Annotated in this window: 13 protein-coding genes; 11 read left to right on the top strand and 2 right to left on the bottom strand. The window is 61.6% G+C overall.

Going from position 1 to position 12,719, the window contains the following annotated elements; translation table 11 throughout:
- Positions 1–7 precede the first annotated feature (7 nt).
- Both tssA and vasI read right to left on the bottom strand, forming a co-directional pair.
- Positions 8–1,444 (bottom strand): type VI secretion system protein TssA, encoded by a 1,437-nt coding sequence (tssA, locus tag GIV35_RS23470; RefSeq protein WP_223024133.1) that lies wholly within the window; start codon positions 1,442–1,444, stop codon positions 8–10.
- On the bottom strand, positions 1,432–2,094 hold the full coding sequence (gene vasI, locus GIV35_RS23475; RefSeq protein ID WP_236265398.1) for a type VI secretion system-associated protein VasI: 663 nt from the start codon (positions 2,092–2,094) through the stop codon (positions 1,432–1,434). Before vasI ends, tssA begins: the two co-directional genes overlap by 13 nt.
- Positions 2,095–2,429: 335 nt before the next feature.
- Between vasI and tssB the strand changes: the two genes are divergently transcribed.
- From tssB to GIV35_RS23530, 11 genes are all read left to right on the top strand, one after another.
- Positions 2,430–2,933, top strand: a complete 504-nt coding sequence (gene tssB, locus GIV35_RS23480; RefSeq protein WP_223024134.1) for a type VI secretion system contractile sheath small subunit — start codon at positions 2,430–2,432, stop codon at positions 2,931–2,933.
- 38 nt (positions 2,934–2,971) lie between these two features.
- Entirely contained in the window at positions 2,972–4,444 is a 1,473-nt protein-coding gene (gene tssC, locus GIV35_RS23485) for a type VI secretion system contractile sheath large subunit (RefSeq protein ID WP_236265399.1), read from the top strand.
- Positions 4,445–4,858 (top strand): type VI secretion system baseplate subunit TssE, encoded by a 414-nt coding sequence (gene tssE, locus GIV35_RS23490; RefSeq protein ID WP_213154304.1) that lies wholly within the window; start codon positions 4,445–4,447, stop codon positions 4,856–4,858.
- A gap of 7 nt (positions 4,859–4,865) precedes the next feature.
- Positions 4,866–6,632 (top strand): type VI secretion system baseplate subunit TssF, encoded by a 1,767-nt coding sequence (gene tssF, locus GIV35_RS23495; protein WP_236265396.1) that lies wholly within the window; start codon positions 4,866–4,868, stop codon positions 6,630–6,632.
- A complete protein-coding gene (gene tssG / locus GIV35_RS23500; RefSeq protein WP_223024136.1) occupies positions 6,596–7,618 on the top strand; it encodes a type VI secretion system baseplate subunit TssG in 1,023 nt (340 codons plus the stop codon). The genes tssF and tssG overlap by 37 nt, the downstream gene beginning before the upstream one ends.
- Positions 7,615–8,964 carry a type VI secretion system lipoprotein TssJ gene (gene tssJ / locus GIV35_RS23505; protein ID WP_236265394.1) on the top strand — a complete coding sequence of 450 codons (1,350 nt, stop codon included), beginning with the start codon at positions 7,615–7,617 and terminating at the stop codon, positions 8,962–8,964. The genes tssG and tssJ overlap by 4 nt, the downstream gene beginning before the upstream one ends.
- Positions 8,965–9,001: 37 nt before the next feature.
- Positions 9,002–10,354, top strand: a complete 1,353-nt coding sequence (tssK, locus tag GIV35_RS23510; protein WP_236265391.1) for a type VI secretion system baseplate subunit TssK — start codon at positions 9,002–9,004, stop codon at positions 10,352–10,354.
- A complete protein-coding gene (gene icmH / locus GIV35_RS23515) occupies positions 10,347–11,192 on the top strand; it encodes a type IVB secretion system protein IcmH/DotU (protein WP_202691488.1) in 846 nt (281 codons plus the stop codon). The genes tssK and icmH overlap by 8 nt, the downstream gene beginning before the upstream one ends.
- Before the next feature lie 105 nt (positions 11,193–11,297).
- Complete coding sequence (locus GIV35_RS23520; protein ID WP_198715053.1) at positions 11,298–11,819, top strand: Hcp family type VI secretion system effector; 522 nt, start codon at positions 11,298–11,300, stop codon at positions 11,817–11,819.
- Positions 11,820–11,895: 76 nt separating this feature from the next.
- Complete coding sequence (locus GIV35_RS23525) at positions 11,896–12,153, top strand: PAAR domain-containing protein (protein ID WP_198715052.1); 258 nt, start codon at positions 11,896–11,898, stop codon at positions 12,151–12,153.
- Between the two features lie 25 nt (positions 12,154–12,178).
- A partial coding sequence (locus tag GIV35_RS23530; protein WP_236304500.1) for a type VI secretion system Vgr family protein occupies positions 12,179–12,719 on the top strand: 541 nt, incomplete at its 3' end.

Below are 12,719 nucleotides of genomic sequence, written 5' to 3' on the forward strand. Positions count from 1 at the left end.
ATCGCTCCTACTCCTTAACCGCTTTGATCAAATGACTGTCGTCGATGGGTTGCGCCACTTTCCGGTACAACTCCGGCTCCCACCCCTGCGCCGTGGTCTCGCGCATCAACCGTGCAACGTTGGCGTAGAGGTCATCCGCCAGCCACGACAAACCACGCGACCCCAGCAAGTCGGCGGCAATCACCGTGGCGTAGCTGCGCTGGCGCGGGGCGTCTTGGGTGGCGTGCAGTTCCTGCAGGCGCAGCAGCACCACTTCCACGCCTTCGGTGTTGAGCTGGCTGGCCAGTTCGTCGCGCAGCCCGGCGTATTCCTGCACCGGACTGCCGGTGGTTTGCGCCTGATCGGCGCCGGTGATCCAGGCCTGGGTCTGCGCATCCACGAACGGTGTGCCGTCGCTGAAGCACAACTCCAGCAAGGCCGGCAAACGGCAGACAAACCGCTCGCAGGTCTGGCGAATGGCGGCCGCCACTTCTTCCATCGCCAGCCGCGAGGCTACCTCGGCGGCCAGGTAACTGCCGCGCAGCCAGTACGGCGAGGCGCAGACACTTTTTTCGATGCGCAGCAGCAGGTTCGGCTCAATGGCGTTGTGGTTCAGCGCGTCCTGATAGCCGTCGACGATGTCCTTGGGCACGGCGGTCAATTCGGTGCGACGGTCGCGGGTGATGGGCGGCGCAGTACGCAAATGCGACCACAGGCCGAAGCGGCGCAGTTGGTAGCCGGTGGGGTCGTAGGGGTCTTGTTGATTGATCTGCTCGGCCATGCTCAACACGGCGCGGCGTTGTTCGCGCTCATTACTCGGCGCTTGCGGTTTGGGGCGGGTGAAAAAGGCTGACTCCAGCACACTGCCGGAGGTGGCCGCACGGGCGGGCTCAGTGGCAACGACCGGCTCGCTGTATTTGTCCAACTGGCGTTGCAACGCGTCCAAAGGGGCCAGGTCGAGCTTGGCGCTTTCGACACAGCGTTGCAGGTTGGCCAGGGCCAGTTCCGCCGCGGCTTGGTAGGCCGGTTCAAAACTGCTGCGCTGCAGGGTCGGCAACACCTGCCCCAGGTCGCTCAGCAGGCGCTGCACTTGCTTGCGCTTGTTCAGGTAACCGGTGGGGCCGGGCTTGGGGTGAGCGCTGTCCCAATACAACTCGACCATGCCGGCCAACAAACCCAGGGCATCGGCCCAGCGCGCCCACTGCCGGGTGCGCAGCCACACCACCTGCAGGTGCGCGACAACGCGCCAGTGTTTGCACTGGGTCGCCAGGTATTGGCGGGACGCTTCGTCGATATACGGCCAGTCGATATCGCCTTCACGCAAGCCACCAAGCTTGACCATCTCCTGGTCGATGGCCTGGTAGGTTTCGTCCTCTATATCGAAATGCCCGGCAGGTTGCTCCGGGTCGATGGGGGTCAGCAGCAGCTTGACGGTGTCCGCCGGCACGTCGATTACCAGCGACATACTTGGCGCTCCTGTTCGATCAGCTCACCCAGCCCTTCGGCGTCGAAGACCAGGCCGTGCAGCCGCGGATAGTCGCTCTCCAGTCGTAGACGCTGGCCGCCACCCATATTGCGCAACAAGGCAATCGCCTGCAGCCCGCGCCCGGCATCCACCACCAGACCCGCGTCGTCCAGCACCTGCCACTGATAAGCCCCGGAGACCGGGCGCTCATCCTTGAACAGTTGGATGCGAATCTTGTTGGGCTTGGCCGGTTCATCCAGCACCAATTGCAGGCGCGAGATTTTCGATTCGCAACTGATGGCCAGGTAAGGCCGAGGCGGTAGCGCGCCCAATGCTGGGGCTGAGATCACCAGCCGCTGTTGCTGGTCGTTGTCCGGCTCCGGGAATGACGACAACAGAAAGCGCTGATCCTCGGGTGGACGCTTGGCCTCATTGCGCTGGACCAGATCGACAATCGGCAGCACCCGGCCCAGGGCACGTGGCGGTGCAAGTGGCTGATGAATGGGCGTGCCGGCCGCCAGATCAAAGCATTCCAGGCGCTTCAAGGGCGAGACGATGGCAGGGCAATCCTGGGTCGCTGCCTGCGCCTCCATTACTGCCACAACCGTCAGGCAGAGCGCCCATTTCCATCCTCGCCATCCGTTGCGCATCAACGCCTCCTGAATATGCCCCGTCGAATCCAAACCGGATATTTTTCAACTTTCGAACTAACGTGACGTAGACCAAAAGTTAAATTTATTAACTTGCAAAGCGTCACCCGCCCTCAATGGATAGGCAAGTAAAAGACGCGCAACACACTGCCAAATCGAGAATAAAAAGAGGCATCTTTCAGATAATTCCATAGCGAGCGTAGGAAATTTAGAAATTCTTATCGCGATGCTTTTTCCTACATCCACAGCCCACGAATCGCGTCCATTTCGTCCTACAAGACAAACCTTGCAACAGCTGGTTCTAATACGCCGACCTTACGAAAAGGATTTTTCCCATGTCGAAAACTCATGGTTCTGTCGCCCCCAAAGAACGCGTCAACATCAAGTACGTCCCAGCCACAGGCGATCAACAAGCAGAAGTAGAGCTTCCCCTGAAGCTGTTGGTTACCGGCGACTTCAAAGGCCACGGTGAACTAACCGCCCTTGAAGACCGGCAATCCGTTCGAATAGATAAAGACACCTTCAATGAAGTACTCACCAAAGCCGAAGTTGCTCTGAACATGGCGGTGCCGTCTGTTCTGAACAACGACCAAGACACCGACTTGAACGTGCAACTTCAATTCAAAAACATCAATGACTTCGGCCCCGACGCAGTCGCCCGCCAAGTACCGGAGTTGAACAAGTTGCTGGAACTGCGCGAAGCCTTAGTTGCGCTCAAAGGCCCGATGGGCAATGTCCCGGCCTTTCGTAAACACCTGCAAACCCTGCTGACTGATGAAACCGCCCGTCAACGCCTGGCCAGTGAACTGAACCTGGTGCTCGACGCGCCCAACAACTGAACTTGAACGCCCTTCTCAACGGAGTACTCCCCATGCCTATGGAAAGCGCCGCCGCCCAAGTATTGGTGGCTGAAGACCCCCTGTCGTTGCTCGACCAACTGCTAGCCAACACCACCATTCGCCCGTCCCAGGAAGGCTATGCCGTGGCCCGCCAAGGCGTGGCCGCGTTCATCAGCGAAATCCTGCAAAGCGGCGATCACCAGCAACCGGTCAACAAGCACCGGGTTGACCAGATGATTGCTGAAATCGACCGCGCCTTGAGTAAGCAGATGGACGTGATCCTGCATCAGCCGCAGTTCCAGCAACTGGAATCGGCCTGGCGTGGGCTGAAGCTGCTGGTGGATCGCACGGACTTTCGCGAAAACATCAAGCTGGAAATGCTGCACGTCACCAAGGAGGAGCTGCTGGACGACTTCGACAACGCCGGCGACATCACCCGCAGCGGCTTGTACAAGCACGTCTACACCGCCGGCTATGGCCAGTTTGGCGGCGAGCCGGTGGGCGCCATTGTCGGCAACTACACCTTTGGCCCCAGCTCGCCGGACATCAAGTTGCTCAGCTATGTAGCCTCCATCGGCGCCATGTCCCATGCCCCGTTTGTGTCGGCGGCCGGGCCTGAACTGTTCAACCTCGAAGGTTTCCAGGGCCTGCCCGACCTCAAGGAAGTCAGCGATATTTTCGAAGGCCCACGCCACACCAAATGGCGCAGCCTGCGCGAATCCGAAGACGCCCGCCACCTGGCCCTGACCCTGCCGCGTTTCTTGCTGCGTCCGCCCTATAGCACCGACGACAATTCAACGCGCAGCTTCGGCTACGACGAAACCGTCGACGGCAATCACGACAATTACCTGTGGGGCAACACCGCATTTCTGATGGCTTCGCGCATCACCGACAGCTTCGCCCGCTACCGCTGGTGCCCGAACATCATCGGCCCGCAATCTGGCGGCGCGGTGGATGACCTGCCGGTGCACCTGTATGAATCCCTGGGCCAATTGCAGGCCAAGATCCCGACCGAAGTGCTGATCTCCGACCGCAAGGAGTTCGAGCTGGCCGAAGCCGGTTTTATCCCGCTGACCATGCGCAAGGACAGCGACAACGCGGCGTTTTTCTCTGCCAACTCGGTACAGAAACCGAAGAACTTCCCCAAGACCCGCGAAGGCCAGGAAGCCCAGACCAACTACAAGCTCGGCACCCAGTTGCCGTACCTGTTTATCGTCAATCGCCTGGCCCACTACATCAAGGTGTTGCAACGCGAACAGATCGGCAGTTGGAAGGAACGCCAGGACCTGGAGCGCGAGCTGAACGACTGGCTCAAGCAGTACATCGCCGACCAGGAAAACCCTTCGTCCGACGTGCGCAGCCGTCGCCCCTTGCGCGCCGCAAAAGTCGTGGTGCAGGACGTGGAAGGCAATCCAGGCTGGTACCAGGTGTCGCTGGCTGTGCGGCCGCACTTCAAGTACATGGGCGCCAACTTCGAGATATCCCTGGTCGGTCGGCTGGATACTCAATAAGTGGGCGCCAGCCTGTTTGAACGCCTGGAGCCCGACGCACCACGCTACCGCCCCGGCAGCGCGGATGAACAGGCGCGCCAGCGCGTCGAGGCGATCAAACGCCACCTGGAACAGGTGCTCAACTCACGCCAGGGCTGCTCGCAAAGCAGCCCTGAACTGGGTCTGCGCGATTTCAACGGCGTCACCCAGGCCAGCAGTGACCTGGTGGTGGCCATCAGCACCGATATCCGGCGTTCGGTGGAAGCCTTTGAACCGCGCATCAAGGTCACGGGCGTGCGCTTTCAGCCCGACCCGGACCTGCCGCTGGAGCTGAACTTTCGCCTGGATTGCCAGGTGCAGGTCAACCACAAGGAAGAACAGGTGCAGATCGAGGTGGCCATGCACGGCCGCGACGGCTACACCCGCGTGAGATGAGAATGCAATGGACTTGAAACAACGCTTTGCCGAGGAGCTGCGCTACCTGCGCGAACTCGGCCGCGAGTTTGCCGAGGACAACCCGCAGCTGGCGCAATTTCTCGGTGATCAGGCCGGCGACCCGGACGTGGAGCGGCTGCTGGAGGGCTTTGCCTTTCTCACCGCCAAGCTGGGCATGAAGATCGACGACGATTTGCCGGAGCTGACTCATCCGCTGTTGCAGATGCTTTGGCCCAACTACCTGCGGCCCTTGCCCAGTGCGACCATCATCCGTTTTACACCGTTGCCGGATGCGATCAGCCAGCGCAAGGTGATTCCCAAAGGGACGCGGCTGTTTGCCAATCCCGTGGACGGCGTCTCCTGCGAGTTTCGTACCTGCACCGACGTCAACCTGTACCCGTTAGCGTTGCACGAAGTCAACGATGCCCACAGCCGCGAAGCCTCGACACTGCGCATCGACCTCAATGTGTTGACCCAGCAACCGCTCGACAGCCTTGAGTGCGACCAGTTGGACTTTCACCTGGGCGGCGACACTACCACCGCACTGACGTTGTATCTGTGGCTGGCCCATTACCTCAAAAGCGTCACGTTGTACGTCAACAACACGCCTTATCGCCTGAACCCCGACGAGCTGGGCTTTCCAGGCTTCACTCCCGAAGAGGCATTGCTGCCCTACCCGCGCAATGTGTTCGATGGCTACCGGATCCTGCAGGAATACTTTGTGTTCCCGCAGCGGTTCCACTTTTTCAGCCTGACCCGACTAGCCAAGGTCTGGCCGGCCGTCAGCACGGGACAGATTCGCTTCGAGTTTCAGTTCTCCCGGCCGATGCCGGTCAATACGCATTTGCGTACATCAGACCTTCACCTGTTCTGCGCGCCGGCGGTCAATCTGTTCCGCCACGATGCCGAACCCATCATGCTGGATGGACGCAGCCAGGAACGTCGTATCAGCCCCACGGGCAACCGTCACGATGCCTACGAAATTTTCAGTGTCGATCACGTGGCCGGTTGGGATGCCGTTGACAAGGAGCGCACCGGCGATCCATTGCGGCGCTTCACCCCGTTCGAATCGTTCCAGCATGAGATCGAACATGCCCGGGGCCGCACGGCGCTGTATTTCCGCACGCATATCGAGGAGTCCCACGGGCGTGAAGGCTTGCGTCATCGCATCGCCTTTGTGCGCGGCGATGAAAGCCTGTATATCGGCGAAAACGAGGCAGCTTCGATCGAATTGACCTGCACCAACCGCGACCTGCCGCAGTTGCTGGGCGTGGGTGATGTGTCGCGGTCCACCGAGGCCACCCCGTCGTTTGCCACCTACACCAACCTGATCGCGCCGACTCGAAGCTACCGGCCGGTGCTGGACAGCAGCCTGCACTGGACGCTGATTTCCAACCTGTCACTGAACTACCTGTCGTTGCTGTCGGCCGAGCCACTCAAGGCAGTGATCCGCGCCTATGACTTCGCTGCCCTGCACGACCTGCAACAGGCCCGTGCCACCCGCAAGCGCCTCAACGGTATCCAGAATGCCGTGACCACCCCCATCGACTGGCTGATGAAGGGCCAGCCGGTACGTGGCGTGCAGACCCGTCTGCAACTGGACCAGAGCGCCTTTCTCTGCGAAGGCGAGCTGTACCTGTTCGCCAGTGTGCTTTCGCACTTCTTCGCTCTCTACGCGAGCATCAATTCCTTCCACCGCCTGGAAGTGATCAATACCACCAACAACGAGTGCTATGAATGGCCACTGTTGACCGGCAGACAACCCGTGATCTAGCCGATGTGCTGCTGGCCGACGCGCGGAACTATTCGTTTCACCGTCTGCTGGAGCATCTTCACGCGTTGCACGGCGATGACCTGGAGGCGCAGCCCTTGAGTGCGGCGGCGAGACGCCGTGTGCGCCTGCAAAGCCATGCGGGGTTGGGCTTTCCGGCCTCCGACGTGGTCGAGGCGGCACGCATTGAGGAGGACCGCGAAGAGGTGCGCTATCGCCTGCAGACCAGCTTCTTTGGCCTGCACGGTACCGACTCGCCACTGCCCGGTTACTACCTGGATCGCCTGGCCTACGAGCAGGCCCAGGAGCGCGGAATTCGTCCGGCGTTCATGGACTTTTTCAATCATCGCCTGCTGACCCTGCTGCACACCAGCTGGCGCAAGTACCGCTACTACATTCGCTTTCAGGCCGAGGCCAGCGACCGCTTTTCGCGCTACGTATTCTCCATGGTCGGGCTGAACGACAACGACCTGCGCGGTGCGACGCCGCTACCCTGGGGCCGCCTGCTGAGCTTTGCCGGGTTGATTGCCAGCCGCAGCCGGTCGCCCTCGGTGGTGTCCGGCATCGTCGAACATTGTTTCGACCTGTACGGCGTGCATATCCGTGAATTCGAGGCGCGCTCGGTGAGTTTGGACCAACGCCAGCGCCTGTTACTTGGCAAAGCCAATGGTGTTCTCGGAAGCGATTTCGTGGTGGGCGACCGCAGTAAAACCCGCGCCAGCAAGTTCACCCTCGTCATTCCCAACCTGACCCAGGCGCGCTTTCGGCAGTTTTTGCCCAGCGGCGATCAGTTCGGGCGGCTGCGCCAGTTGATGGATTTTCTGCTGCGCGATACCACCGCCTACGACCTGGAGCTGGGGCTGCGCGAAGAAGATGTACCGCCGTTCAACCTGCAACGCGCCAGCGGCACCCACCTGGGCTGGACCAGCTTTATCGAACATCAAGAACACCGTCATCCCGCCGTGGTGCGGATTCGGGGGCGTGCATGAAGCTGACCCTGGTTATCAACAATCCTGCGCAGTTGCTGCACGGGTATTTGCCCCTTCACCGGTTTGGCCCTCAGGGCGGCAGCATCGGCAGTGCCGCGGCGGACTGGCGCCTGGAGGATCGCCATAACAGCGTACGCGCCAACCACTGCGACATCCGCGTCATCGAGGGGCGGTTCTGCGTGATCGACCGCAGCGGTAGAACCTACGTCAACGGTCACGATCTGCCGCTCGAGCGCCATGTTGCGATAAGCCTCAACGACGGTGATCGGTTGCAGATTGGTGCGTACCAGGTCGCGGTGCAGTTGGGCGAGCACGCCCCAGGGCAGCATTCGCTCGATGAGCTGCTCGGCGAGCATCCCGAGGGTATGCACGTGTGGCACCAGCAAGACCTGCCGAGTCGGCCACCGACGGATAGGCGACCTGCCACTTGCCCGGAGTTCGAGCGCCTTTGCCAACCGGTGGATTTGATGGAGCAAGGCGATCCGCTGCTAGCGATGCATAAGGCGCCGCCGTCCGAAGCGCTGGCGGATATTGGCGCGCCGGTACACAAGCGCAGCGTCAGCCTGTTAAGCAACCTGCGTCTAGGCACCCTGTTGCTGGCCTGCCTGACCCTCGGCGGCTGTACCATGCTCGGCAAGATCGGTCAGGTGATCTGGACCCCATCGATCCCGGTCGGCGGCCCCGACGACCAGCCCAGCCGCTACTCCCTGAGCCTGTACGCCAGCGACAACGTCAATCCGCGCCTGATCAGCACCGGCACGGCACTGGATGAAGACGCGAGCCGTTCGCCCTACACCCTCAACGTGCAAGCCGCCAGCCCGCAGGCCCTGACGGACATAGTGCAGACCCTGCTCAGTCACCTTTATGAAAGCGTACCGGCGCAGTCGCCACTTAGCCCGGAGCCAGTGCAGGTGGTGCCGATGTCGCCCATCGAAGACGCGCTGCTAGGTGACTACGACGCCCAGGGCGTCAGCCTGACCACCCCGTGGGGCAACCCGGCGCTGGCGCATGTCGCCACGCCGATTGCCTTCAAGGTGCTGCAGCTCACCGATGACTCGCTGCTGGCCAACGCCACCCCACAAGCCATCGCCGACGACCTGAAAAAAACCTTGGGTAGCACCTACATCCGCGCCGACGACTACCTGCTCCAGCCCGGCCAATTCAAGTTCATCGACCTGCGCGCCCTGGATGAAGACACCCGCTTTATCGCGGTGATCGCCAACTACCACAGCTCTGATGTCGGCCAGTGGAAACAGCGCCTGCGCGTCGAGCCCAAGGGCCGCCAATACGCGGTGCTGGTGCAGTTGGATGCCGCTCAGGTCAGCCTCAAGGGAGAAACCCGATGACACCCTCTTCAGCCGCTTTTACTCCGAGTAACCACCGATGAGCTCACGCAACCCCGTCATCTGGCATGAAGGTTTGTTCGTCAAACCCCAGCACTTCCAGCAACAGGCCCGCGCCGCCGAAGCCGCCGTGCACCAGCGCCTGCACAGCCTCAACGACGCGCTCTATGGCTTCAGCGAGCTGGCGTTGAACGACGAATACCTGAGCTTCGGCAAAATCGCCATTACCCGGGCACGCGGGATCATGCCCGACGGCAGCGTCTTCGACATTCCCCACGACCTGGCACCGCCCTCCCCGCTGGAGATCGCTGACAGCAGCGCGGTCGGCCAGATCGTCTATCTGGCCCTGCCGCTGCGCTCCAACGGAGCCCTCGAAGTGCGCTGGCCCGACCAGTACGGCAACAGCCGCTACATCGCCCGCCGCGAGGAAATCCGTGACACCCACAGCGATGACGGCGATCAGGTCGGCATGGACCTGGCCGTGCCCAACCTGCAACTGATGCTCGAACGCAGCGACCGCAGTGCCTTTACCGGCATCGCCCTGGGCAAGATCAAAGACAAACGTCCGGACGGCAGCCTGGTGATGGACGAGCATTTCTACCCCACCAGCCTGTCCCTGCAAGCGGTGCCGGCGTTGCACCGCTACCTGGGGGAAGTTGCCGGGCTGATGCGTGAGCGGGCCAAGAATCTGGCCCAGCGGATCGGCTCACCGGGGCAGTCGGGGGTGGCTGACGTCACCGACTTCAACCTACTGCAAACCCTCAACCGCTTGTTCCCGTTGTTCCAGCACCTGGCCCGGCAACGCCAGGTTCACCCGGAGCGGCTGTACATCGCACTGGCCCAAGCCTGCGGCGAGCTAGTGACTTTTACCGATGAAGGTCATCTGCCCCAAGAATACCCGGCCTACCAGCACGACAATTTGCGCGAGTCGTTCCAGATGCTGGAGCACACCCTGCGCCGCGCCCTGGGCACCGTGCTGCAACCGCGCGCGGTGTCGTTGCCGATCGTCGATCAGCAGTACGGCGTGCGCAGCGCCGCGTTGAACGACAAGCGCCTGCTGGAGAACGCCGAATTCATCCTCGCCGTGCGCGCCGAACTGCCCGCCGAGACCCTGCGTCAGCAACTGCCCCGGCAGATCAAGATCACCTCCACCGAAGGGCTGGAGCAACTGGTCAGCCTGCAACTGCCGGGCATCCCATTGCGGCCGCTGCCGGTGGCGCCGCGCCACCTGCCGTTCCATGCCGGCTTCAGCTACTTCGAACTCGACCGCCATCACCCGGCCTGGCAAAGCCTGAGCAGCGGCAGCGGCAGCGGGTTCGGTTTCCATATTGCCGGTGAGTTCCCGGAACTGGAGTTGCAGTTCTGGGCGATCAGGAGTGAGACAGATGAGTGAAGCAACGCCCACCGAAACCCCGCCACCTGCGGACAACCATCAGCTCTTGGGTTATTTGCAACAGGCAACCGGCAGCAAAAAACCGGACCCTGTTGAGGAGCCAGCCAAGCCAAAGCGGCCGGTGCTACTCGCCGACCCTGAATACGACTTGCGCGGCGTGGCCTGGAACCCGCTGTGCGATGCCGCCACGCCGCTGATCGGCCTGGTCATCCGCCTGCGCCGTCTGGACCACCACGATGACGTACCTGCGCTGTACCTGAGCGTCAGCAACCAGATCACCACCATCATGGAAGAAGTCAGCCAGCTCGACTACGACGCCGGCATGCTCAAGGCCTACTCCTACAGCCTGTGCTTGTTGATTGACGAGGTGGTCATGCGCACCACCTGGGGCCGGCTCTCCAGCTGGAGCGCACGCTCGTTGCTCAGCCAGTTCCACGGGGAAACCCAAGGCGGCGAAAAATTCTTCACCGTCATGAACAACATGATCCCCGAAGCCGCCCGGTACCAGCATGTATTGGAGTTCATGTACCAGTGCCTGATCTCCGGCCTCAAGGGCAAATACGGCGCCCATATCAAGGGCGATGACGAAATACAGAAGATCATCGACCAACTGCACGGCCTGTTGCGCCCCCTGCGCGGCGAGACGCCCAAGCGCCTGACCGACCCGCTGAAAAACGTCGCGCCACGCAACTACCGGATCAAACGCGCCTGGCCACTGTGGACGCCTTGGGCCATGGCCGCCGTCGTGCTGACGGTTGCCTACACGATCTACTCAATCCGCCTGAACGCCATCACCCAACAGGTGCTGGTGTCGCTGGAGCGAGTGCTTCACCTGTAACCGATTTTCAGCGCGCTCACACCGAGCGCCTGCAAAGCCATGGCCGTAAAGGCCATAACCCGCGACCCCACGGGTCGTTCATTTGATCGCGACAAGGAGCTTGTCATGCCAACACCCGCGTACATCAGCATCCACGGCAAAAACCAGGGCCATATCACCAAGGGCGCCTTCACCGCTGACTCGGTGGGCAACGTTTATGTAGAAGGCCACGAAGACGAAATCCTCGCCCAGGAAATCGACCACCAGATCGCCGCGCCCACCGACCCGCAAAGCGGTCAACCCAGCGGCCAGCGAATGCATAAACCGCTGACCTTCACCAGCGCGCTGAACAAAGCCTCGCCACTGCTCTACCAGGCTCTGGCCACCGGCGAAATGCTGCCAACCGTCGAGGTTAAGTGGTTCCGCACCTGCTCTGAGGGCAAACAGCAGCACTTCTTCACCACCAAGCTCGAAGACGCCACCGTCGTCGAAATCCACACCGTGCTGCCGCACGCCCAGGACGCCGACAACGAAAACTATACCCAGTTGATCAAGACCAGCCTGTCGTACCGCAAGGTCAGCTGGAGCCATGTGGTGGCCGGCACCGAAGCCTCGGACGACTGGCGCAAACCGGCTGCAGCGGGTTAAGCGCGGCCCCTGCTCCGCCGCTGCTCTTGGTGCAGTGGCGGAGCCTTCACTGACTCAATACTTATCAGGAGGCTTTATGCCCGCCGTCGTTCTGATCGGTCACGACCATGATTGCCCGATGTGTGGCCCCACCACCATCAACAGCGGTACGCGCAACGTCATCGTCAACGGACGCGCCGTCGCCCTTGTCGGCGACACCCTGGGTTGCGGTGCCGTGATCACCAGCGGCTCGCCCTCGATGACCGTCAACGGAAAAGCCGTGGCCCGCGTCGGTGACACCACCAACCACGAAGGCGTGCTGGAAAACGGCGACGCCAGTTGGTTGATCAACTGACCCACACTCACCACAAGGAGGTTCCATGCCCCGTCAAAGCGACCTGCGTTATACCTTCCAACCGCTGCGGGGCGATCCCTTCGAAGTGGTCTCGTTCGCCCTTGAAGAAGGTCTCTCCCAACCCTTCAAACTTGAGCTGGAACTGGTCAGTCATCACCCGGCCATCGACTTCTATCGCATGCTCGACCTCGCCGCCGTGTTCACCATCTGGCGCGAGGACACCCCGGTGCGCTACGTCCACGGCCTGGTCAGCCTGTTCCAACAGGGCGACACCGGCTTTCGCCGCACCCGCTACACCGCCGTAGTCGAGCCGACCCTGGCGCGTTTCAACCTGCGCTCCAACTGGCGCATCTTCCAGGCCCAGACCGTGCCCGACATCATCACCAGCATGCTGGCCGAGCATAAGTTGACCGACATCCGCAGCGAAATCTGCTTCGAGCACCAACCCCGCGAATACTGCGTGCAGGCCGGCGAAACCGACCTCGACTTCATCGCCCGCCTCGCCGCCGAAGAAGGCCTGCTCTACACCTTCGAACACCGCGCCGACGGCCACACCCTGGTCCTCA

The organism is Pseudomonas sp. PA-1-6B (genome assembly GCF_021609545.1).
GTDB classification, from domain to species: domain Bacteria; phylum Pseudomonadota; class Gammaproteobacteria; order Pseudomonadales; family Pseudomonadaceae; genus Aquipseudomonas; species Aquipseudomonas fluorescens_BV.